Consider the following 23406-nt stretch of genomic DNA (forward strand, 5'->3'; position numbering starts at 1 on the left):
AAAAATTTCGCCCTAACGCTATGAGTAATCGACGAACAACCAAATACGCCATCTATGCAGTGGCTGTACTTTGCGCTGCTTTGATCAATGAGTATATTATTAAATATGTTAAAAAGCATATAGATGTGCAAGGATATCTATTGGTTTTGGTCGATATGCTAATCATAGTATTAATATTTGCTCCCGCTTTTGCCCTAGTTAATACGTATACCAAAAAATTATCTAAGGCATATATTAAGACCTCTAAAAAATTCTCTAGTAACAAAAATGGAATACTTATCGGGTTTACGGTTGCCATTATTATCTTATTCATCCTTTTTGCTCACTTAAGACATAACTTAAGCGTTATTAGAGATTTAAAATCATTACTTCCTTAATCAGGATTGATTAGAAAACATAAAACTTTTGATTTCACTATCAGAAAAAACAGGATTTGCTCCAGCACTTCCCGCCACCATTGCTCCAACAGCACACGCATAATCAATGGTATTTTGTGGATCTTTTTTTTGAAGCAATCCCGAGGTTAAAGTGGCCAAAAAAGAATCTCCTGCTCCTACAGTATCTATCACTTTTACTTTGTAACCCTGATTATGATAGAAAATGTTTTTATAAAACAATGTGGCACCTTTTCCTCCTTTGGTAATACAAATCTGATCTGTCTTAGTATATCCTGAAATTGCTTTTACTTGTTCTTCTATAGTTGTTTTAGCAATTGTAAAATAATCACAAATTTCATCAAGTTCTTCATCATTTAACTTTATAAAATCTGCTTTATTCATTAGTTCTAAAAGTAATTGTGAATCGTAATGTGGTGGTCTTAGATTTACATCTAGAATCTTGAATTTAGACACTTCTAATAACCTAAACAATGTGCTTTTCGAAATTTTGTTTCTACTTGCAAGACTTCCAAAAATAATGGCATCAGCACTTTTAACTTCATTAATAGACCGATCCGTACTTTCTATAAAATCCCAAGCTACCGGTTTACTGATTTCATATGATGCCGTTCCTTCATCATCTAAACTTACCAAAACTTCTCCAGTTGTATAACTACTATCTTTTTGTATCGTTTCTATTGATAATCCTTGTTCTTTGATGTATGTAACAATCTCTGTACCTAGATCATCTTCACCTATTCTTGTAATAATAGACGATGTTATCCCCATAGTATGTAATCGTAAAGCTACATTTAATGGAGCGCCTCCTATTTTTTTATGCTTTGGGAATATATCCCATAATACTTCTCCGAAACAGGTGATTTTCATTTGTTACTTTTTAGAATAAATATAACTTTTTATAAAACAACCCTCAAAGGCTAACTACTCCTCTGAGGGTCTATGTTGAAGCTCTTAAATTAAACTAACTCAACTTACACTCAATTAAATTTGCTTCAACTTTTTTTCAATATTTTTAAGACATAGGTTATTGATACTTCCTATATGTGAGTGATTAGTGTACTTTTTTGGTTTATAATTTCCGTTTTCTATATCCTGTCCAATTTTGATATATGCATCTCTAAATGACATACCTTGTGTTACTAATTCATTTAAAGTATCTACACTAAATAAGTAATCATATCTACTATCGCTTAAAATATTATCATTCACTTTTACATTTTTCAAAGCATAAACTGCCATTTCTATACAAGCTTTAAGGTCTTGTATTGCTGGTATAACTCCTTCTTTAAGCAATTGAAAATCTCTATGATATCCGCTTGGCAGATTATTGGTCAAAAGATTTAATTCATAAGGCAATGCTTGTATTTTATTGCACTTACCTCTAATCAATTCGAATACATCCGGGTTCTTTTTATGTGGCATAATGCTAGATCCTGTTGTAAACTCTGAAGGGATGCTCATAAAGTCAAAATTCTGACTCATATATAAACATACATCCATAGCCATTTTTGACAAGGTTCCTGCCACACTGCTCATTGCAAAAGCTGAAGATTTTTCGGATTTACCTCTACTCATTTGTGCAGCTACAACATTGTATTTTAAGGTTTCAAATCCTAGTTCCTTAGTCGTAAACTCTCTATCTATTGGAAATGAACTACCGTAACCTGCAGCACTGCCTAATGGATTTTGATCAACTACTTTTAAAGCTGCATTTATAAAGTACAAGTCATCAACAAAGCTTTCTGCATATGCTGAAAACCAAAGACCAAAAGATGAAGGCATAGCAATTTGAAGATGCGTATAACCTGGTAACAATATATCTTTATACTTTTCTGCTAACTGCAGGAGAGTATCTGATAGTTCTTTAATCTGTGATTTAACGTGTATTAACTCATCTTTGAGATAGAGATGCATCGCTACTAAAACCTGATCATTTCTGGATCTGGCAGTATGAATTCGCTTGCCAGCATCTCCTATTCTTTTTGTGAGTTCAAACTCGATTTTGGAATGTACATCTTCAAATTGATCTTCGATCACAAATGTTCCTTCTTCTATTTCTTTAGCTAAATTATTTAACTCTACTTCTATATCATAAATATCCTGATCCGAAAGTAATTGTATACTATGTAGCATTTTGGCATGTGCCAAAGTAGCTTTTACATCGTATTTGGCAATTACCATATCCAACTGCCTATCGTTACCTACGGTAAACATATCTATCTTTTGATCTGTTGGTAATCCTTTATCCCAAAGTTTCATTTGTTTATTTTTTCTTTCTTCTATTTTATATATCTCTTTTATAATATTCCTTCTAAAATCTGAATGTATAAGTCTATACCTTCTTTGATTTCTTCTACATAAATAAATTCATCTGCAGAGTGAGATCTGGTTGAATCTCCTGGTCCTAGTTTTAAAGAAGGACAACTTAATACTGATTGATCAGATAATGTAGGAGATCCATAAGTCGTTCTACCCAATGCTATACCTGATTTTACAATAGAATGATCTTTGGGTATTGATGAAGATCCTAAATGGAGAGATCTAGGCTTTATTTCTGCTTTTTGACGCAAAGCCTGTTTTACAATTTCAAGAACTTCTTCATTTTTATATTTATCATTCACTCTAACATCTATCACCAAATCACAGTGTGAAGGAACTACATTATGTTGAGTTCCTGCATTAACCTGGGTAACCGTCATTTTTACTTTACCCAGTGTTTCAGAATCTTTTTTGAATTCATAGTCTCTAAACCATTCGATTACTTCTAGGGTATTATATATAGAATTATCCCCATTCGGGTGAGCGGCGTGACTTGCCGTTCCTTGTATAGAAACGTCTAATACCAATAACCCTTTTTCGGCGATAGCCAATTGCATTAACGTGGGCTCACCTACTATTGCAAACTCAACGTTTTCAAAATATTTCAATATACTCTTGAGTCCTAATGGCCCGCTACTTTCTTCTTCTGCAGTAGCTGCTATGACTAAATTATAATTTAGATCTTGTCGTTGATAGAAATACGTAAATGTTGTAATCAAAGAAACTAAACACCCTCCAGCGTCATTACTTCCTAAACCATACAATTTCTCATCTTCTATAAATGCTTTAAATGGATCATTGGTATAGTTTCCATTAGGTTTTACGGTATCATGATGAGAGTTTAATAAAATGGTTGGTTTATTCTTATCATAATATTTGTTATATGCCCAAATATTATTGTTCTCTCTTTCAAAAGGAATAGTGTTGTGCCTAAACCAATCTTCAATGAGTAAAGCAGTTCCTTCTTCTTCTGAAGAAAAAGATGGGGTTTCTATCAATTTATGTAATAGAGTTATGGCTTGGTTTGTTAACTGTTTTATCATTGTTATAAACTCAATGTGGTGTGTTTAATCTTTTTATCTCTTATAAATTCTGCATTAGCAATATGAACCTTGCTAACATTTCTTTGAAGTGCGTCAAAACAGTTTTGAAGTTTTGGCAACATCCCATCTGCAATTATATTTGCATTTCTTAACTCTGAATATTTATCAAGGTTAATATGTTCGATCACAGAGTTTTTATCTTTTATATTGGCCAATACTCCTTTTAACTCAAAACAATAAAACAGAGATACATCATATTGAACTCCCATAGCTGAAGCAATTTCTGATGCTATTGTATCTGCATTGGTATTGAATAATTGACCGTTACCGTCGTGGGTTACTGCACAAAAAACTGGTGTAATGCCTATTTCTAAAAACTTATTAATGATTTCTGCATTAACTTTGATTACATCTCCTACATATCCGTAGTCAATAAACTGAGCTGGTCTTTTCTCTGCTAAAATTACATTCGCATCTGATCCTGTTAACCCCAAAGCATTACAATTATATTTCTGCAATCCAGCTACTATCTTTTTGTTTAGTAATCCTGCATATGTTTTTATTACGATATCCAGATTTTCTGCAGATGTAATTCTTCTACCGTCAATCATTTCTGTTTTAACATCTAATCTGGAAGCTAGTTCAGTAGCTGATTTCCCTCCTCCATGAACAAGAATTTTTGGTTCCTCTACTTTAGAAAAATCTTTTAAAAAAGAAGCTAAAGCTTTATCATCTTCAATGATATTACCTCCTATTTTGGCTACTAACAGTTTACTCTTTTTCACACGTTTAAATTTTAATAATCCATTAATAATAAGTTAATTATAAAATTGAGAACGTGTGTAACCACTCCGTTCTTTCAATAAGAAATTTAAACATCTTCTTTTCTAAAGTGATTTTTAAATTTCTTAATGATCGTTTTATCTGTTTATTTTTATCGTTTTAGAAGTCATATAAAATCTTTGATCAATAAAATAGTCATTACATTGTGCGTTTAAATATTTTTTAAACCGTGTCGATTTCATTTTTCTTCTCTTTTAAGTATCTTTTTAAGTACTAACTGTGCAGCAAATGTTCTATTATTGGCTTGCTCAATAACAATAGAGTTTTCACTATCAATTACTGCATCATCTACTACTACATTTCTTCTTACTGGTAAACAATGCATAAATTTTGCATTATTAGTTTGTTTCATTTTTTCTGAAGTAATTTTCCAATCATTATTGCTTAATACCTTGCCATAATCATTGTATGAACTCCAGTTTTTTACATATACAAAATCGGCATCTTTAAAAGCGTTTTCCTGGTTGTAATCAATGGGCACCTCTTTAGTAATCTGACTGGCTAACTCAAAACCCACAGGATGGGTAATTACAAAATGTGCATCCATTTGTTGCATCATCTCTACAAAAGAATTAGCAACTGCCTGTGGTAAGGCTTTAGGATGCGATGCCCACGATAGTACAACTTTTGGTTTATTTGTTTTTTTATGCTCTGTTATAGTAATAGCATCGGTTAATGCTTGTAATGGATGTCCTGTAGCGCTCTCCATATTCACAACAGGAATGGTTGCATATTTTATAAAACTTTTAAGTACTTTTTCATTATAATCCTCTTCTTTGTTTTCTAATTTTGCAAAAGATCTGATCGCCAAAACATCGCAATATTGAGAAACTACTTGTGCAGCTTCTTTAATATGCTCTGAGTTTCCCTGATCCATTACGGTACCATCGTCATACTCTAAAGACCAGCCTTCTCCGGTAAAATTCATAACGATCACATTCATACCAAGATTTAACGCTGCTTTTTGTGTACTTAACCGCGTACGAAGGCTAGGATTAAAAAATAATAACCCGATTGTTTTATCAACCCCTAATTCTTTATCAGACAAAGGTTCTTTCTTCAGTTTAATAGCTTCTTGCACCCAATCATCTAGGTTATCTACATCTTGTATAGAAAAGTAATTTTTCATGCTCTCCGTTTATTCTTGTTTTTCTTTTTTTATCAAAAATTATAGCTTCTATTCTGTTTTGTTATACTACTCTCAAGCTTTTGTTTTCAGAACCTATTCTTGTAAATCTATTTTTATCAAGGATAGTATCTATTAAGAAATCATCTTTTAATCCGTTTATAATCCAGGTTTCTATGTTTGCTTGCTGTGCAATTTTTGCGGCTTCGATTTTGGACTTCATTCCTCCAGTACCATGAGTAGAAACTGAAGTGACAATTTCATCCTCTAATTCTTTTAAATTATCAACATCTGGGATCGTAATAAATGTTTGATTCTTTACAGATTCTGCTGTACAAATCCCATCAGTATTAGTGGCAATTGCTAATAAGTCTGCATCTAACAAAGAAGCTGTTAGTGCTGCTAGTTTATCATTATCACCAAACTGAATTTCATCTGTAGCTACAGTATCATTTTCGTTGATAATAGGTATGTAATTATTAGCTATTAAAACATTAATGGTGTTCACAATATTTTTTTTGGATTGCTTTTGTTCAAAATCCGAATACGACAATAAACATTGAGATGTTAGTAATCCTAAATCTCTGAAACTCTCCTGAAAGATTCGCATAAGATGTGGTTGCCCAATAGATGCCAATGCTTGCTTTACGGTAATTTCTTTTCCGTTACTTTCTAAACTCACAAATTGTTTTGCCACAGCAATAGCTCCAGAACTCACTATAACAAATTCGTATTGATCTTGTAGAGCCACAATCTGCCGACCTATATCTTCAATCTTACCTCTAGAGATATGATCTGTTTCTTTGGTTAAGACATTAGATCCTATCTTGAGTATAATTCTCTTTTTATCTGATCTGCCCGCTTCCATGTATATACCATTTATTTGTTACCAAGTGTTGCAATCCTATTGGACCTCTTTGATGTAATTTATCTGTACTTATTGCTAACTCTCCTCCTAATCCTAACTGAAAACCATCTGTAAATCGAGTTGATGCATTATGATATACTGCAGCGCAATCAACTGAGGCCATAAAAGTTTTTGCTGCTACTTCATTTTTGGTAATGATTGCAGCAGAGTGTCCCCCGCTATATTGATTGATTTTTGAAATCGCTTCTTGAGCTCCATTAATCTCTCCTATCACAATTTTATGGTCTAGAAACTCCTCATACCAAACAATGTCTTTGGTTATAGTTTTTACTTCTTCATATTTTGATAATGAATGATCTCCTATGATTTCTACATTGTAGCTTTTTAATGCTGCAATGAGGTTTTTTACAAAATTCTCTTTGTTTTGAAGGTTCTTATCAATTAGCACTTTATCCACAGCATTACACGCAGAAATCTTATGGGTTTTACCGTTAACAATATTGTCTAACGCTAATGCTTTGTCTGCTTCTTTATGTACATAGACAAAGTTGTTTCCTCTTCCACTTACAATTACAGGGCAGGTCGCATGTTTTTTTACAAAATCGATTAATTTCTCTCCTCCTCTTGGTACTATAAGATCTACAGATTGTGTTGGCTTTTCTAAAAAAGATTGGGTTTCTTTTCTATCATAATTTAGATATTCAATCCAATCACTAGTTATATCATTATTTAAAAGTGCTTGATGCCAAAGTTTTACGATTTTCCGATTAGAATTAAGAGATTCTTTACCTCCTTTAAGTAAGATCTTATTTCCTGATTTAAAAGCTATACCTGCTGCTTCAACAGTAACATCTGGTCTTGACTCATAGATAATTAATACAGTTCCAAATGATGTTGTTTTATTATATACCTGCATTCCGTTATCATGAGAGAAACTATATCGTTCTACTCCTACTGGATCTTCCTGAGCTACTAATTCTTCTAAAGAATTAATCATGTTTTCTATTTTACTCTCATCTACTTTCAGACGATCGTACATAGCCTTCTCACTTCCAGAATATGCTTCAAGATCTTTTGTATTAGCTTCTATAATAGCGTTACTATTTTGATCTATCAGACTAATCATCTCCTGTAAAACAGAATTTCTCTGCGATATGTTCAAAGCAATATTCATAATTATACTTTTTCGGTTATTAAGGTATTTTGTAATGCTTTTATAAATTGATCAATTGCAGTGGTTTCTATATTTAATGGAGGTAGTATCCTCAACAATTTTTTATTCATTGCTCCTCCTGTAAAAATATGTTCATCATAAATCAGTTTTTTACGAAGCTGGTTCACTTCAAAATCAAACTCCAAACCTAACATTAAGCCTTTACCTTTTATCTTTTGTACTCCGGGAAGATGAATTGCTTGTGATAAGAAATAATCTCCTGTTGATTTTACTTTATCTAACAGATTTTCTGTTTCTATAATTTCTAGAACCGCTAGTGCTGCTACACAGGCTAAATGATTTCCTCCAAAAGTTGTTCCTAGCATCCCATGACTAGGTTTTATGTGGGGAGCTATTAGAATCCCTCCTATCGGAAACCCATTACCCATTCCTTTTGCAATCGAAATAATATCAGGTGTGACCTCATGATATTGATGAGCAAAAAACTTACCCGTTCTTCCGTATCCGGATTGCACCTCATCCATTATTAAAATCACTCCAAACTCATTACATAACTTCTCTAATGTTTTAAAAAATGTTGTACTACCTTCATCAAGTCCTCCTACACCTTGAATAGGTTCTATAATCACAGCGCAAACGTCACCTTTTTCAAATTCAGTTTGTACTAACTCAATTTGGTTTAACGGCAAAAAAGTGACGTCTTGCTGTTTATTAAGAGGCGAATTGATCTTGTTATTGTCTGTTACGGCAACGGCAGCAGATGTTCTCCCATGAAATCCATTATAAAATGCTACTACTCGGGTTTTTCCTGTAGAAAAAGAAGCCAGTTTTAAAGCATTTTCATTAGCTTCAGCTCCTGAGTTGCACAAAAACAACTGGTAATCTGGATATCCAGATAGCTTACCCAGCTTCTCTGCTAATTTAGTTTGCAGGCTATTCTGTACAGCATTAGAGTAAAACCCTATCTTCTCTATTTGCTGTTTTAATCTTTGTACATAATGAGGATGAGAATGGCCAACAGAAATCACTGCATGTCCTCCATACAAATCCAAATACGTTGTTCCATTTTTATCTATTACTGTACTACCAAATGCTTTTATTGGCTCTACATCATATAATGGGTATACATCAAATAGTTTCATTTCTTTACTTTAAAATTGCACATTTAAAATTCTTCATAATGGTTAGCAAGAGCTATTTAATTGTATTTATCTTTTCATAAGAAGCCATTACTCCTTTTATTACAGAAGAGCTTAACCCTTGATGTTCCATTTCATTTAATCCTTCAATAGTGCATCCTTGTGGAGTTGTTACTTTATCAATTTCTCTTTCTGGATGTGTTCCATTTTTTGCTACGAGAGTGGCAGCACCAATTGCAGTTTGTACGGCAATGATCTGAGCTTCATGAGGATGAAATCCCATCTGAATCCCTCCTTGGATCATAGCTCTTAAGAATCGTAAGAAGAAAGCGATCCCACTTGCTCCTAAAACAGTAGCTGCCTGCATTAATCGCTCTTCTATTATCAGTGTTTTACCAATGGTGTTAAACATTTTTTCTACTATCTCTAATTCTTCTTTGACATCTTCATTTGCTGAAATACAAGTCATCGATATTTTTTTAGAAGCTCCGGTATTAGGCATTACTCTAACCACTTTATTATTAGGAACTACCTCATTAATTTCTGCTATAGAAGTTCCTGTAACGGTAGAAATTAATATCTGATCACTACTAAGGACACTTTTTATCTCTTGAAGTACTGCATCTAATTGTCTAGGTTGTACACATAAAATCATCCATTTTACACCCTTAATAGATTCTATAATTTTTTGAGATGTAGAGACTCCTAATTTTTCTTCTACTTCTTTTAAGTTGTATTTGGATTTATCTACTACAGTTATATTCTTGGCTTCAAAAAGATCACTGCTTGCTAGTCCAGATATAATAGATTTACCAAGGTTACCTCCTCCTATGATTGTTATTTTATTCATTTTATTTTGTTTTAATCCACATTGTGGAGTTTAATTCTCCGAGGCTTGCCTCGAAATGTAAAACTGTTTTCCTCTGAATACCTCGTGAGCTTGCTCGGAGGCAGTTGATTTTTTCTATTTTTATTAAAATCTAAAAGGCACTTGCTTTTAATTCTAATCCTGTTTTTTCTTCTAATCCAAACATCAGGTTCATATTATGAATTGCTTGTCCTGATGCTCCTTTAATCAAATTATCAATTACTGATGTAATCAATAGCATCCCATTCTTTTTACTAATATGAAGGATACACTTATTCGTATTGACTACTTGTTTTAAATGAATTTCTTCATCAGAAACTATGGTGAATTTTGCGTCTTTGTAAAAGTCTTTATATAGCTTAATTACCTCACTCTCATCTCCTTCAAACTTTGTATATACAGTAGCATAGATTCCTTTACTAAAATTACCCCTATTGGGAATAAAGAATATAGGAGCTTTAAAACCTTCTTGTAATTGGTTAAGGCTTTGTTCTATTTCATCCAAATGTTGATGTGTAAATACTTTATAGCTTGAAAAATTATTATCTCTCCAACTAAAATGCGTTGTTTCTCCAGGCATCACTCCTGCTCCAGTACTTCCTGTAGTAGCATTGATATGTATCGAATCAACAATCTCATTTTTTAAAGCTAATGGCAACAAAGCCAGTTGAATTGCTGTTGCAAAACACCCCGGATTTGCAATGTTTTTTGCAGATTGGATATTTTCTCTTTGCAATTCGGGCAGTCCATAAACAAAATCTCTATTAAGATATCTTTTATCCTTTTTTAACCTGAAATCGTTTCCTAAATCAATCACCTTTGTTCTTGATGAAAAACTATTTTCTTTTAAAAATGATCTTGATCGACCATGTCCCAGACATAGAAATAATACGTCGACATCAGGATTGATCGTATCTGTAAAGTTTTGATCGATCTCTCCTATTAGATCTGGATGTTGTTTATAAATGGGAGATCCAGCATTAGTAGTACTAAAGACAAAATCTAACAATACTTCTGAATGATGCGCTAATAAACGTAAAAGTTCTCCTGCTGTATATCCTGATCCTCCAATGATTCCAACTTTTATCATAGCTTTATCTGATTTACGTTATGATATATTTTATTGGCATTGCCATAGATCTTGATAAAACCTTTTGCATCTTCAGATGTCCACGAATTATTCATCTCTCCATACTGCCCGAAATCTGATTTCATCATATCATAATCAGATTCTATTCCTTCCAGAGTAAAGTGATATGGCTTCAGTGTTACTTTTACATTTCCGGTAACTGATTTCTGCGAATCTTCTAAGAATACTTCTATATTTCTCATTACTGGGTCCAGATAATTGCTCTCGTGTAATAGCATTCCATACCAATTGGCCAATTGTTCTTTCCAGTATTGCTGCCATTTGGTTAACACATGTTTTTCTAAGAGATGATGTGCTTTTATAATAATAATAGGTGCGGCAGCTTCAAAACCAACTCTTCCTTTAATACCTATAATAGTATCTCCTACGTGGATATCTCTACCTATCGCAAAAGTGCTTGCCAACTCATTAAGTTTTTGAATGTTTTTTACAGGATCATCATTAACCCCATCTAACCCGATCAACTCTCCTTTCTTAAAGTTTAGAGTTATCGTTTCTTCATGAATTTTATTTAATTGGCTTGGGTATGCTGCATCGGGTAAAGAACGATGAGAGGTTAAAGTTTCTTTTCCTCCAACACTAGTACCCCAAATACCTTTATTGATTGAATATTGAGCCTTCTCCCAGCTATAATTAACTCCGTGTTTTATTAGGTATTCTACTTCTTCCTGACGAGAAAGTCTTAGATCTCTTATAGGAGTAATAATTTCAATTTCTGGGGCTAAAGTTTGGAAAATCACATCGAATCTAATCTGATCATTTCCTGCTCCAGTACTACCATGAGCTATATATTTTGCTCCAATTTTCTTTGCATAATTGATTACTTCTATTGCCTGAAAAATTCGCTCGGCACTTACAGAAAGTGGGTATGTATTGTTTTTTAATACGTTCCCAAAAATCAAGTATTTTATCGCTTTTTGGTAGAATTCATTTAGTATTGTTTTATTTACATGAGAAGAGCTTCCTAGCTCATAGGCTCTTTTTTCTGTATGTTCTAATTCTTCTTCAGAAAAACCTCCCGTATTTACCAAAATGGTATGAACTTCAAGTTTTTTTTCATGAATTAAATATTTTACACAATATGAGGTATCTAAACCTCCACTATAGGCTACTACTACTTTTTCCATAACAACAATTGTTTATTGTTTGTTAGCATTGTTTGCTTAATTTTTTTTAATCTTTTTAGTACTTTTTTATCGTACCATTTATCTTTTTTCTTAGCTATATTTCTAGGATCATACAACATTCCTGTGCAAAGGCACATTTTGTGGTCTTTTGAGGTTAAAATGTCGTAATTGGTACAAGTCTTACAGCCAGCCCAAAATTTTGGGTCATCTGTGAGTTCTGAAAATGTAACTGGTTTATAGCCCAGATCAGAGTTAATCTTCATTACTGCTAATCCGGTTGTTATCCCAAATACTTTTGAAGTAGGATATTTCTTCAGAGAATAATTGAATGTGAACTCTTTTATTTTTTTGGCTAATCCTTTATTTCTAAAACTTGGATGTACAATCAGTCCAGAATGGGCCACATATTTCTCATGTCCCCAAACCTCTATATAACAGAATCCTGCAAATTGATTTCCGGATAAAGCGATGATTGCATTTCCGTTTAGCATTTTGGTTTGTATATATTCTGGAGTACGCTTAGCAATACCAGTTCCTCTTATTTTGGCAGAATCTGATATTACTTCACATATTTCCTGAGCATATGCAAAATGATCCTTATTGGCTATTATGAGATGTACTTTTTCCATAAACGTAGTTCCGCTTACCAAAAGTTGTAATATTTAAAAATTGAAATTGATTTTGTGATATCGAAAACTGAATTCAGAGATATGACAGGAATACATACGATATATAAACTATATCATAAAGATTCTGTGATACTTCTAAAATGAGTTTGAATGTTTCCCGGGGAAGCAGGACGCACCTACTTCAAATAGAATTAGACCCCCAAGGGGCGACGAAAGCGGCGTACAGGAATTGTAGTATTACCTGATATGTTCAATGATTGAACTCTTACTTCTCTTGATATGTTATTTGCCGTTTTCATAATAGTAACTCTAAATCGTCGGCCGAAGCCCCTTTCGTTAACTAGATAGTGCAATATTACGTAAAAATAAATTTACTATTTATACAATTATAATAAACTTTATAATTTTTAGGAATATGTAAAAAAAGAGTTGAATTATTTAATTAATTATAATTCAACTCTTTAATTGTATGATAAAATATAATTTATTCGAAAATTATATTGGTTTTAAAAACCAATAATGAAATCTACTCCTTCACCATTCGGAATATATTTGATTTGTTATCCGATTCTACCTTAACAAAATAAACTCCTGTAATAAGGTTTGATACATTTATATTTATATCAGATTCGTTCACATATTGATTATTCATGATCACTTGCCCATTGAGGTTAATAATCTTAATGGTAGCATTATTATAATTAAAGTTTTTTAAATCAATTGTTACGTTGTTTCGAGTTGGGTTAGGAAATAAAACTCCAGTATCTTCTAGATGATTATCGGTTACTCCTAGACTGGTTCCAAAAATATTTTCAAAACTTTGAGCATATTCATAGGCTCCTGCACATCCGCTGGTCGCATCCCAGTTGATTGACCAAGTCATCATTCCTCCTAAATCCGGATACCCTGAAGCATTTGCTAATGTATAATTTCCTGGTTTTGAACCATTGCCCATCAAATAATCCATTGCTTCTTTTACATCTGTTGGATTAATATATCCACCAGCTGGAGCTGCAGATGTACAAGATGGTAGTCCTACAGCTAATTTACTGGCAGGAAGTCCGTTAAATTGCCCTCCTGAAGTATTAAATCCTTGTATTAACGCTTCGGTCATTGCAATAATAAAATCTCCTGTTGCTGCATTATACGAATTACCATCGATACCTACTTGCCCTCCTGTATTATATAACTGCACTTGAAGCATATCTATTGAATCTCGTAAGGCATGAATTATAGGTAAGTATGCACCCCAAATTCCTGCAAAAGCAGATATTCCTCCTTGAACATATGCTGTCTCAGGTGCCATAGTAAGCAATAGTTTTTTTCCGTTTGCAGTTTGATAATCCGCCATAATCTGCTCTATAGCATCTATCATATTAAGGATTACGGTATCTGTCGGGTTAGTAATATTTGTTCCACCACTAATGGAGATAGAACTTCCCTCTAAATCTATATCCATACCATCAAAACCGTATGTACTTATTATAGAATTCATAGAGTTAATAAATTCATTCTTCTCTGTATCGTTTGTTAATCTAACTTCTGCATTAGCTCCTCCAATACTAATTAATACTTTTTTTCCTTGGTTTTGTAATTCCTGAATTTGTGAAATGAACTCTGACTGACTTTGTAAAGCTGGGGAGAATTGCATATCAGAATGTGATCCTGGTTTAGGTTCTGCAAAAGCAATTTCGATAATATTATATCTATTATCTATTTGATTTAGGTTTATATAGGGCGCACTTGCATTTTCCCAATTATGAAAATAACCGACAAGTCCCGGATTTGGTAATTGAGAAAAGCTTTTAGAGGTAAAAACTACTAATAGTAGTAAGGTAATTTTTGTTTTCATCTGTGTATAAGATTGTTTTAGAGGTCATATGGAACTCGCCAAAACTATCTTGATATGTTTCAAAAATTTAGTTATGACTCGTTTCATTAGTTAAGTTTAAAATGATTGTGAAATATCACCTAACTAACGGTCAGAATTATAAATTATTTCTTCAAAGACTTTTGGTCTTAACCACTTATCCTAGTTTTAAAATGAAGTAATTCTTACTTCTACTACAAAACAATCAAAACTAATAGTATCCTAACTTTTAAGTGAGAATAGAATAAACTTAAAGGTTATATATTACATATAAAAATCGTTATAAATCCTATAAAAAATTGTCGATTTATACAATGTATATTATAAAAACAGATTAAAACAAAAAAGACGGTATAAAACCGTCTTTTAAATTAATTCTTTTAGTAGTATGTCAATTATTATTTTCCTCCACCGAAAGTAAATAATAATCCTAAATTAAATGCAATATCACTTACAGAAGCATCTCCTGTTTTACCTGCATTTAAGTACGTAGCATTAACATTAAGTACCCCGTATTTGAATCCTAAAGCAGGACGGAAGGCAAAATTAGAAGTACTTGCTGCCAACTCAGCTGAGGTTCCATCTATTTCGATTGCTCCAATGGATGCTAGACCTACTGCTAAACTACCATAAGGTCTAAAACCAGATTCAGTAAAGTAATAACGACCATTTATCATATACGTACCAACAGCTACATTACCGATAGATCCAGTTACCGCTCCAGCAGTTAGATCAGATCCTACTAAGAAATCTCCTGTATAAAGAAAAGAGACATCTATGTTATCGGTAACTCCATATCCAAGTTCTACGTGTGCAGAAAGACCACCATCAGTAAAATCTGCAACATCTCCAGACGGTATTGCATAACCAACTCCAAAACCAAGTTTAACCTGAGCGTTCATAGCAGTTAGTCCTAATAAAGCAAATGCAATAAAAAATAATTGTTTTTTCATAATAGATTTAGGTTTTTATCGTTTAAGTGCGTAAATCTATCGATAAAAAACATATTTTAACAATTTTTTATGGAAAAAAGTCCAAGCAAAAAAATAAATAACTGATTACCAGATACTTATGCGAAGTATTTTTTTACCGCTGAAAATCCATTGAATTTAACAAATTGAAGTCTAAGTTTTGCCAACTATTCAAGTTTTGATTTATACCAAAAACTGAAATAGATCTGGCTTATTATTAAGGTAATCTCCAAAAAAGTTGAGCTCTTTCATTCTATCTATAAGAGGTTCGAGATCTTTTTTGTCTTTTAATTCTATTCCAACAACTGCTGGGCCATTTTCTCTACTCGACTTTTTAGAATATTCAAAATGGGTGATATCATCATTTGGACCTAATACTTCTCCAACAAACTGCTTTAAAGCCCCAGCTCTTTGAGGAAATCTAACTATAAAATAATGTTTTAAATCTGCGTATAAAAGTGCTCTTTCTTTGATTTCTGCGGTACGAGTAATATCATTATTACTTCCGCCAACTATACAAACTACATTTTTACCTTTGATTTTATCTTTATAAAACTCTAATGCAGCTAAAGTCAATGCTCCTGCTGGTTCTACTACGATTGCATCTCTATTGTATAAATCCAAAATAGTTTGACAAACCTGCCCTTCTGGTACGGTATACATATCAGAAAGGTGTTCTTTACAAACTTCAAAATTTAAATCTCCTACCTTTTGTACTGCAGCTCCATCAATAAATTTATCAATATCATAAACTTTAGTATTCTTATTATTTTGTATCGAAGTAAACATTGAGGGTGCTCCCTGAGGTTCTACACCAATAATTTTTGTTTCAGGTGACAATGCTTTGAATGCTCCGCATAATCCTGAAGCTAACCCTCCTCCTCCGATAGCTACAAATACATAATCAATAGGAACATCTGATTGTTTACATATTTCTAATCCTATTGTTCCCTGACCTTCTATAATTTTAGGATCGTCAAATGGATGTACAAGAGTCTTTCCTTCTAATTCACAAGCTTTTTTTGCTGCTTTTGATGAGTCGTCAAAAGTATCTCCTTCTAAAACTATTTTTACCTGATCTCCTCCAAACATCTGTGTTTGTTCTACCTTTTGTTTTGGAGTTACAGAAGGCATATAAATAGTTCCTTTGATTCCTAAATGGTTACAGGCAAAAGCTACTCCTTGTGCATGATTTCCTGCACTGGCACAAACAACTCCTTTGGCCAATTGTTCTTCTGTAAGAGAGCTAATTTTATTAAATGCTCCTCGGATTTTATAAGATCGAACACGTTGAAGATCTTCTCTTTTTAGTAAGATATTAGCATCATACTTTAGAGAATAACGAATACTATTCATCAACGGTGTCACCATTGCTACTTCTTTTATAGTAGTTTCTGCTTTTTGTATATCCTCTAACAGAGGAAAATATGTTGTAGTAAGAGTATTCATAAATTAATAATTCTACTTTTTTATAGCTTTCAATATATTCTCTAATCAAATAGGTATATACCAGATTTAAAGCTTCTAAAAAAGAATTAAAACCAAAGCCTGCCAAAGATTACACAATACACATCTCAAAACTTCAACAGGCCCGGTTAAACAAAATGATTACGAAACCAAAACAGGTTCCATTATTGTACTATTTATAGGTTTCATTGCTGTCATAGATGCTCTTAATCTCGCACCTACTTCTTCAATAGGGTGGTTTCTTAATGCTGTATTTACTTCTATAAGCTTTGCATTATCTACACCATTATTTTTACCATTATCATAAGCTTCTCCGATAACATCAGTATCGATTTTCTTCATAAAATCTGTTAATAATGGTTTGCAGGCGTGGTCAAATAAATAACAACCATATTCTGCTGTATCAGAAATCACACGATTCATCTCAAATAATTTCTTACGGGCAATAGTATTTGCGATAAGAGGAGTTTCATGTAGTGATTCATAGTAAGCTGATTCTTCAATAATACCTGATTCAGTCATTGCTTCAAAAGCTAATTCTACTCCTGCTCTAACCATTGCAACCATAAGTACTCCATTGTCATAAAACTCTTGTTCTGAAATCTCTACACCTCCTGCTGGAGTTTTTTCAAAAGCTGTTTCTCCTGTTGCCGCTCTCCAGGATAATAGGTTTCTATCATCATTTGCCCAGTCCTCCATCATAGTTTTCGAAAAATGACCAGTCATAATATCATCCATATGTTTTTGAAACAATGGACGCATAATTTCTTTTAATTCTTCAGATAATTCAAAAGCTTTTATTTTAGAAATATTAGATAGACGATCCATCATATTAGTGATTCCTCCATATTTCATTCCTTCTGTAATAGTTTCCCATCCATACTGAATTAATTTTGAAGCATATCCTGGATCAATTCCTTTTTCTACCATCTTATCAAAACAAAGAATAGATCCTGTTTGTAGCAATCCACAAAGAATAGTTTGCTCTCCCATAAGATCAGATTTAACCTCTGCGACGAATGAAGATTCTAATACTCCTGCTCTATGCCCTCCAGTTCCTGCTGCATAAGCTTTTGCTTGATCCAAACCATGTTTTTGAGGATCATTTTCTGGATGCACTGCAATTAATGTAGGTACTCCAAACCCCCTTTTATACTCTTCTCTTACTTCTGATCCTGGGCATTTGGGTGCTACCATAATTACAGTAAGGTCTTCTCTAACCTGCATTCCTTCTTCTACAATATTAAATCCATGAGAATATGATAATGTAGCTCCTTTTTTCATTAAAGGCATTACTGCATTGACTACCTTAGTATGTTGCTTATCTGGTGTAAGGTTAATCACTACATCAGCTTCTGGTATTAATTCTTCATAAGTTCCTGTATTAAAACCATTATCTGTAGCATTTTTATACGATTGTCTTTTTTCTTCAATCGCAGCTGCTCTAAGTGCATATGAAATATCCAGTCCAGAATCTCTCATATTTAATCCTTGGTTAAGGCCTTGAGCTCCACAACCGACGATTACGATTTTTTTTCCATCAAGGGCTTTTACTCCTTCAGAAAATTCTGAAGCTTCCATAAATCTACACTTTCCTAATTGTGTAAGCTGGTCTCTTAATGATAGCGTATTAAAATAATTTGCCATTTCCTTATTAATTTGATATGTTTTTCCGTTTGGAAATTTGGTTTAATTTTGATTTTATTTTTTTCGATGCTTTTACCTAAATCGATACTTTTAGGTTTTATACTGCTTCGGGTGCAAAATTTTCTAGTATTTTAGAAATATGCATTTTATCTTTTGTTACTGAGATGCGTCCTGAACGTACAAACTGCATTAAACCATATGGTTCTAATTTATGGTATAAAGCTTCTACTTCTCTACGTCTTCCTGTTTTCTCTAAAACAAAATATTCTGGAGTTACAGTGACGATATTAGCATTACTATTTTTTATTACATTTTGTATCTGGCGTTCTTCAAACAACAATTTTGAAGCTACCTTGAACAAAGCTGTTTCTTGGTAAATAGTTTCTTCATCTTTATGATAGAATGCTTTGATTACTTCTATTTGTTTTTCGATCTGTCCAATGATTTTCTTTACTTGTTCTTCAGTTACTTTTACTACAATAGTAAAACGAAATACATCTTTGATCTCTGACGCCGAAGCGGTCATACTATCTAAGTTAATGTGTCTTCTAAGGAATATCGCAGATATTCTATTCAATAAACCGATATTGTTTTCGGTATATACTGATATTGTATAATTTTCTTTGTTCATTACTAACTCATTATATGATTCTGGCTCTCACCATAATGATGAAATTATCTTACTCTAATCTTATATCTGAAACTGATGCTCCCGTTGGAATCATCGGAAATACATTATTTTCTTTTTCTACACATACTTCTAAGAAATATGGTTGATCAGAAGCAATCATTTCTTTGATTGCATCACCTAGGTTCTCTCTTTCTGTTACTCTCTTTGATTCTATATGATATCCTTCTGCTATCTTTATAAAATCAGGATTAGTCATTTCTGTAGAAGCATATCGTTTATCAAAAAACAGCTGTTGCCATTGTCTTACCATTCCTAGAAAATCATTATTAAGAACTACAATTTTTACTGGAACTCTGGTCTGAAAAATGGTGCCTAATTCTTGAATGGTCATTTGATAACCTCCATCACCTATAATTGCAATTACTTCTCTATCTGGTGCTCCCATTTTTGCTCCTATCGCAGCGGGTAAAGCGAATCCCATAGTACCTAATCCTCCAGAAGTCACATTACTTTTGGTTCTGGTGAAATTAGCGTAACGACAAGCTATCATTTGATGTTGACCTACATCAGAAACAATCACTGCATCTCCTTTTGTCTCTTCATTAATTCTCCTTAATACTTCGCCCATAGAAAGACCATCTTTTGATGGATACAACTCTTCTTTTATGACTTTATCATACTCTATTGTATCATAATCTTTGAACTCTTTTAACCAGGATTCGTGGGTATTTGGTTTTACTAAAGAAAGTATTTGGGATAATGTATTTTTAACATTACCCATTACAGCAACATCTGCTTTTACATTCTTATTTACTTCTGCAGGATCTATTTCAAAGTGAATCACATCAGCCTGTTTAGCATAGGTCTCTAAATTGCCTGTAACTCTATCATCAAAGCGCATTCCTATCGCTATAAGTAAATCACACTCGTTAGTTAATTTATTAGGGCCATAATTACCATGCATTCCTACCATACCCACATTAAGTGGGTGAGATGTTGGTAATGCTGAAAGTCCTAAAATTGTCCACGCTGATGGAATTCCAGATTTTTCTATGAAATTCTTTAGTTCTTCTTCAGCTTCTCCAAGGATAACTCCTTGCCCAAAAACAACTAATGGTTTTTTGGCTTTATTAATAAGCTGAGCCGCATTTGTAAGACTTTCTGGATCTGTTTCTGGAACCGGTATATAACTTCTTACTCCTTTGCATTTTTCATAAGTAAAGTCTAATTCTCCAAACTGAGCATCTTTGGTGATATCAATTAATACTGGTCCAGGTCGACCAGATCTTGCTACAAAAAATGCTTTTGCTAATACCGTAGGAATATCTTCGGCTTTAGTAATCTGGTGATTCCATTTAGTAATAGGTGTAGAAATACCGATAATATCAGTTTCCTGGAAAGCATCAGACCCTAATAAGTGAGATCCTACCTGCCCGGTAATACATACCATAGGTGTAGAATCAATTTGGGCATCTGCAATTCCAGTAACAAAGTTTGTAGCACCAGGACCAGATGTTGCTATTGCCACACCTACTCTACCACTTGCTCTGGCATATCCTTGTGCTGCATGAGTTGCACCTTGCTCATGTCGTGTTAATACATGATGCAACTTATCCTGATATTTATATAATTCGTCATACACTGGCATAATGGCTCCACCGGGGTATCCATAGATTAAGTCTACTCCTTCTGCCAAAAGGCATTTGATAACTGCTTCTGCACCAGTCATACGCTCTGTTACTACTTTTGTTTTTTTCTTTACTGTCTGCGTTTGTGTTTCCATACGCGATTTATTTAGAGTCTTTAATACCGAAAGTTCGGATCTGGACTTTTGTTTTATTTAGATTTAGACTTACGTCACTATTTTTTTTAAAACTCATCTGTCACGCATCCTAAAGATGCAGACGAAACTGTATTTGCATATTTATACAAGACCCCTTTGTCAAATTTTAATGATGGTTGCACCCAGGATGCTTTTCTTTTTTCTATTTCTGCATCACTAATATCTACTGAAATAGAATTAGTTTCTGCATCGATTGTAATATGATCCCCATCTTTGACTAATGCTATTACTCCTCCTTCTTGCGCTTCGGGAGTGATGTGTCCAACTACAAATCCGTGAGTTCCTCCAGAGAATCTTCCATCGGTTATAAGTGCAACATCTTTTCCTAATCCAGCTCCCATAATAGCAGCTGTAGGTTTTAGCATCTCGGGCATTCCAGGACCTCCTTTAGGACCTTCATATCGAATGACGACTACATCTCCTTTCTCTACTTTTCCATCTCTAATACCGTCATTTGCGTCATACTCACCATTAAATACTTTTGCTTTTCCGCTAAAACGCAATCCTTCTTTACCAGTTATTTTAGCAACACAACCATCTTTTGCAAGATTTCCAAACATTATTCTTAAATGCCCTGTTGTTTTGATCGGGTTCTCTAATGGTTTTATAACATCCTGTCCTTCTGTTAGATCAGGAACATCTAATAGGTTTTCTGCAAGGGTTTTTCCTGTAACTGTTAAACAGTCTCCATGAAGTAATCCTTTTTTCAATAGATATTTCAATACTGCTGGAATACCTCCTACCTCATGAACATCTTCCATTAGGTATTTACCACTTGGTTTCAAATCTGCCAGAAAAGGAGTCTCGTCACTAATTCTTTGAAAATCTGCTAATGTAAATTCTACATCTGCAGCTCTAGCTATAGCAAGAAAATGTAATACTGCATTGGTAGATCCTCCAAGTATTGTTACCAAACGAATCGCATTCTCTAAGGACTCTTTTGTTACTATATCTTTGGGCTTAATATCTTTTTCAAGTAAAATTCTCATTGCTCTTCCTGCTGCAATGCTTTCTTCTTCTTTATTTTTACTTATCGCTGGATTAGAGGAATTATAAGGTAAAGACATTCCTAAAGCTTCAATTGCAGAAGCCATTGTATTGGCAGTATACATTCCACCGCAAGCTCCTGCTCCAGGGCAGGCTTTTTCTATAACACTTTTATACTCATTCTGAGTAATGGTTCCTGCTACTTTTTCTCCCCAGGCTTCAAAAGCTGATACTACATCTAACTTTTTTCCTTCGTGACATCCTGAAGCAATCGTTCCTCCATATACTAATATAGAAGGACGGTTTAATCGTAACATAGCCATTAAAGCTCCCGGCATATTTTTATCGCATCCTACAACGGTTACCATTCCATCATAACTCATTGCCTGTACAACAGTTTCCATTGAGTCTGCAATAACATCTCTGGACGGAAGTGAGAAACGCATTCCAGGAGTTCCCATAGAAATTCCATCACTTACCCCAATGGTATTGAATATCAATCCCACAACATCTTCATCTTGCGTACCTCGCTTAACTAGTTTTGCCAGATCATTAAGATGCATATTGCACGGGTTACCTTCATAACCGGTACTAGCAATCCCAACTAATGGTTTATTAAAATCTTCGTCTGTTAAACCAATTGCATGAAGCATTGCTTGTGCTGCTGGTTGTGTGTCGTCTTGTGTAACTTGTTTACTGTATTTATTGATGCTCATCCTTTTTGAATGTAAATTATTTACGAATTATTCAATATTTTAACTTTTATTTTATCATATTCCCATAGTATCAAATAAACCGCAGTATAAAATTATTTTGTTGCGATCAAACCATTGCGCTTTATTCAATACTCTTACAATATTCAACCTTTGTTTTAACATATTTAATAACTGATTATCAGCTAATTAACCCTCTTTCATTTACAATCACTATTTGTTAATTTTTGATAAAAAAAATTCCCTTCAAAAATTTGAAGGGAATCTGATACTTCTTAAATCTTATCAATATCCCTTCATCCTGATGAAATAATCACCACGACAATAATGACATTAATAATTATGTTTTTATGTATATTCATTTTAGTAATTCTTATTCTTTAGCTATCTATATTCTAAATAGTGTTATAAAAAAAAGTCCCTTTACTTTCGCAAAGGGACTTTATATATATTTATATTAATAACACCCCTTCATCATCGTGAAATAATCACGACCATGCTAATGACATTAATAATATTTGTATTGTTTGTTTTCATTTACAGATCAAATATAATGAATTATATTTTTGAAAAACAAGCTCTTTGCTATTTTT

At 33.3% G+C, this 23406-nt stretch carries 20 protein-coding genes; 1 reads left to right on the forward strand and 19 read right to left on the reverse strand.

The window, feature by feature from the left end; genetic code table 11:
• Nucleotides 1–20: 20 nt before the first annotated feature.
• A complete protein-coding gene (locus U0D62_RS20640) occupies nt 21–377 on the forward strand; it encodes a hypothetical protein (RefSeq protein ID WP_322289246.1) in 357 nt (118 codons plus the stop codon).
• Here U0D62_RS20640 and U0D62_RS20645 read toward each other — a convergent pair whose 3' ends face one another.
• The 19 genes from U0D62_RS20645 to ilvD form a co-directional block, all read right to left on the reverse strand.
• On the reverse strand, nt 378–1265 hold the full coding sequence (locus U0D62_RS20645) for a carbohydrate kinase family protein (protein ID WP_322289247.1): 888 nt from the start codon (nt 1263–1265) through the stop codon (nt 378–380). It lies immediately after the preceding gene.
• A 114-nt stretch (nt 1266–1379) separates the two neighbouring features.
• Complete coding sequence (gene argH, locus U0D62_RS20650) at nt 1380–2657, reverse strand: argininosuccinate lyase (RefSeq protein ID WP_322289248.1); 1278 nt, start codon at nt 2655–2657, stop codon at nt 1380–1382.
• A 38-nt stretch (nt 2658–2695) separates the two neighbouring features.
• Entirely contained in the window at nt 2696–3760 is a 1065-nt protein-coding gene (locus tag U0D62_RS20655; RefSeq protein WP_322289249.1) for a M20 family metallo-hydrolase, read from the reverse strand.
• A 2-nt stretch (nt 3761–3762) separates the two neighbouring features.
• The gene (argB, locus tag U0D62_RS20660) at nt 3763–4545 is read right to left on the reverse strand and encodes an acetylglutamate kinase (RefSeq protein WP_322289250.1); all 783 of its coding nucleotides are present in this window, start codon (nt 4543–4545) and stop codon (nt 3763–3765) included.
• Nucleotides 4546–4781: 236 nt separating this feature from the next.
• Nucleotides 4782–5732 carry an N-acetylornithine carbamoyltransferase gene (locus U0D62_RS20665; RefSeq protein WP_322289251.1) on the reverse strand — a complete coding sequence of 317 codons (951 nt, stop codon included), beginning with the start codon at nt 5730–5732 and terminating at the stop codon, nt 4782–4784.
• Between the two features lie 61 nt (nt 5733–5793).
• On the reverse strand, nt 5794–6597 hold the full coding sequence (gene proB / locus U0D62_RS20670; RefSeq protein WP_322289252.1) for a glutamate 5-kinase: 804 nt from the start codon (nt 6595–6597) through the stop codon (nt 5794–5796).
• Nucleotides 6575–7771 carry a glutamate-5-semialdehyde dehydrogenase gene (locus tag U0D62_RS20675; protein ID WP_322289253.1) on the reverse strand — a complete coding sequence of 399 codons (1197 nt, stop codon included), beginning with the start codon at nt 7769–7771 and terminating at the stop codon, nt 6575–6577. The genes proB and U0D62_RS20675 overlap by 23 nt, the downstream gene beginning before the upstream one ends.
• Nucleotides 7772–7773: 2 nt before the next feature.
• Nucleotides 7774–8913 carry an aspartate aminotransferase family protein gene (locus U0D62_RS20680; protein WP_322289254.1) on the reverse strand — a complete coding sequence of 380 codons (1140 nt, stop codon included), beginning with the start codon at nt 8911–8913 and terminating at the stop codon, nt 7774–7776.
• Between the two features lie 52 nt (nt 8914–8965).
• Nucleotides 8966–9760, reverse strand: a complete 795-nt coding sequence (proC, locus tag U0D62_RS20685; protein WP_322289255.1) for a pyrroline-5-carboxylate reductase — start codon at nt 9758–9760, stop codon at nt 8966–8968.
• 130 nt (nt 9761–9890) lie between these two features.
• On the reverse strand, nt 9891–10868 hold the full coding sequence (gene argC, locus U0D62_RS20690; RefSeq protein WP_322289256.1) for an N-acetyl-gamma-glutamyl-phosphate reductase: 978 nt from the start codon (nt 10866–10868) through the stop codon (nt 9891–9893).
• Nucleotides 10865–12055 (reverse strand): argininosuccinate synthase, encoded by a 1191-nt coding sequence (locus U0D62_RS20695; protein WP_322289257.1) that lies wholly within the window; start codon nt 12053–12055, stop codon nt 10865–10867. The genes argC and U0D62_RS20695 overlap by 4 nt, the downstream gene beginning before the upstream one ends.
• On the reverse strand, nt 12043–12684 hold the full coding sequence (locus tag U0D62_RS20700; protein WP_322289258.1) for a GNAT family N-acetyltransferase: 642 nt from the start codon (nt 12682–12684) through the stop codon (nt 12043–12045). The genes U0D62_RS20695 and U0D62_RS20700 overlap by 13 nt, the downstream gene beginning before the upstream one ends.
• A gap of 526 nt (nt 12685–13210) precedes the next feature.
• On the reverse strand, nt 13211–14536 hold the full coding sequence (locus tag U0D62_RS20705; RefSeq protein WP_322289259.1) for a glycosyl hydrolase family 18 protein: 1326 nt from the start codon (nt 14534–14536) through the stop codon (nt 13211–13213).
• A 416-nt stretch (nt 14537–14952) separates the two neighbouring features.
• Nucleotides 14953–15507 (reverse strand): hypothetical protein, encoded by a 555-nt coding sequence (locus U0D62_RS20710; protein ID WP_322289260.1) that lies wholly within the window; start codon nt 15505–15507, stop codon nt 14953–14955.
• Between the two features lie 201 nt (nt 15508–15708).
• Nucleotides 15709–16974, reverse strand: coding sequence for a threonine ammonia-lyase IlvA (ilvA, locus tag U0D62_RS20715; protein ID WP_322289261.1), 1266 nt, complete (start codon nt 16972–16974; stop codon nt 15709–15711).
• A gap of 159 nt (nt 16975–17133) precedes the next feature.
• Nucleotides 17134–18639 carry a ketol-acid reductoisomerase gene (ilvC, locus tag U0D62_RS20720; RefSeq protein WP_322289262.1) on the reverse strand — a complete coding sequence of 502 codons (1506 nt, stop codon included), beginning with the start codon at nt 18637–18639 and terminating at the stop codon, nt 17134–17136.
• A gap of 97 nt (nt 18640–18736) precedes the next feature.
• Nucleotides 18737–19270 (reverse strand): acetolactate synthase small subunit, encoded by a 534-nt coding sequence (gene ilvN / locus U0D62_RS20725; protein ID WP_322289263.1) that lies wholly within the window; start codon nt 19268–19270, stop codon nt 18737–18739.
• Between the two features lie 49 nt (nt 19271–19319).
• Entirely contained in the window at nt 19320–21053 is a 1734-nt protein-coding gene (gene ilvB, locus U0D62_RS20730) for a biosynthetic-type acetolactate synthase large subunit (protein ID WP_322289264.1), read from the reverse strand.
• A gap of 86 nt (nt 21054–21139) precedes the next feature.
• Nucleotides 21140–22816: a dihydroxy-acid dehydratase gene (gene ilvD, locus U0D62_RS20735; protein ID WP_322289265.1), complete on the reverse strand. Its 1677-nt coding sequence runs from the start codon at nt 22814–22816 to the stop codon at nt 21140–21142.
• Nucleotides 22817–23406 lie beyond the last annotated feature (590 nt).

This window comes from Aquimarina callyspongiae (assembly GCF_034322225.1).
Taxonomy (GTDB): Bacteria; Bacteroidota; Bacteroidia; order Flavobacteriales; family Flavobacteriaceae; genus Aquimarina.

Excerpts from the sequence above, each read along its gene's own strand:
- U0D62_RS20640 (WP_322289246.1), top strand. The coding sequence starts at position 21 with ATGAGTAATCGACGAACAACCAAATACGCCATCTATGCAGTGGCTGTA.
- U0D62_RS20645 (WP_322289247.1), bottom strand. The coding sequence starts at position 1,265 with ATGAAAATCACCTGTTTCGGAGAAGTATTATGGGATATATTCCCAAAG.
- argH (WP_322289248.1), bottom strand. The coding sequence starts at position 2,657 with ATGAAACTTTGGGATAAAGGATTACCAACAGATCAAAAGATAGATATG.
- U0D62_RS20655 (WP_322289249.1), bottom strand. The coding sequence starts at position 3,760 with ATGATAAAACAGTTAACAAACCAAGCCATAACTCTATTACATAAATTG.
- U0D62_RS20665 (WP_322289251.1), bottom strand. The coding sequence starts at position 5,732 with ATGAAAAATTACTTTTCTATACAAGATGTAGATAACCTAGATGATTGG.
- proB (WP_322289252.1), bottom strand. The coding sequence starts at position 6,597 with ATGGAAGCGGGCAGATCAGATAAAAAGAGAATTATACTCAAGATAGGA.
- U0D62_RS20675 (WP_322289253.1), bottom strand. The coding sequence starts at position 7,771 with ATGAATATTGCTTTGAACATATCGCAGAGAAATTCTGTTTTACAGGAG.
- U0D62_RS20680 (WP_322289254.1), bottom strand. The coding sequence starts at position 8,913 with ATGAAACTATTTGATGTATACCCATTATATGATGTAGAGCCAATAAAA.
- proC (WP_322289255.1), bottom strand. The coding sequence starts at position 9,760 with ATGAATAAAATAACAATCATAGGAGGAGGTAACCTTGGTAAATCTATT.
- argC (WP_322289256.1), bottom strand. The coding sequence starts at position 10,868 with ATGATAAAAGTTGGAATCATTGGAGGATCAGGATATACAGCAGGAGAA.
- U0D62_RS20695 (WP_322289257.1), bottom strand. The coding sequence starts at position 12,055 with ATGGAAAAAGTAGTAGTAGCCTATAGTGGAGGTTTAGATACCTCATAT.
- U0D62_RS20700 (WP_322289258.1), bottom strand. The coding sequence starts at position 12,684 with ATGGAAAAAGTACATCTCATAATAGCCAATAAGGATCATTTTGCATAT.
- U0D62_RS20705 (WP_322289259.1), bottom strand. The coding sequence starts at position 14,536 with ATGAAAACAAAAATTACCTTACTACTATTAGTAGTTTTTACCTCTAAA.
- U0D62_RS20710 (WP_322289260.1), bottom strand. The coding sequence starts at position 15,507 with ATGAAAAAACAATTATTTTTTATTGCATTTGCTTTATTAGGACTAACT.
- ilvA (WP_322289261.1), bottom strand. The coding sequence starts at position 16,974 with ATGAATACTCTTACTACAACATATTTTCCTCTGTTAGAGGATATACAA.
- ilvC (WP_322289262.1), bottom strand. The coding sequence starts at position 18,639 with ATGGCAAATTATTTTAATACGCTATCATTAAGAGACCAGCTTACACAA.
- ilvN (WP_322289263.1), bottom strand. The coding sequence starts at position 19,270 with ATGAACAAAGAAAATTATACAATATCAGTATATACCGAAAACAATATC.
- ilvB (WP_322289264.1), bottom strand. The coding sequence starts at position 21,053 with ATGGAAACACAAACGCAGACAGTAAAGAAAAAAACAAAAGTAGTAACA.
- ilvD (WP_322289265.1), bottom strand. The coding sequence starts at position 22,816 with ATGAGCATCAATAAATACAGTAAACAAGTTACACAAGACGACACACAA.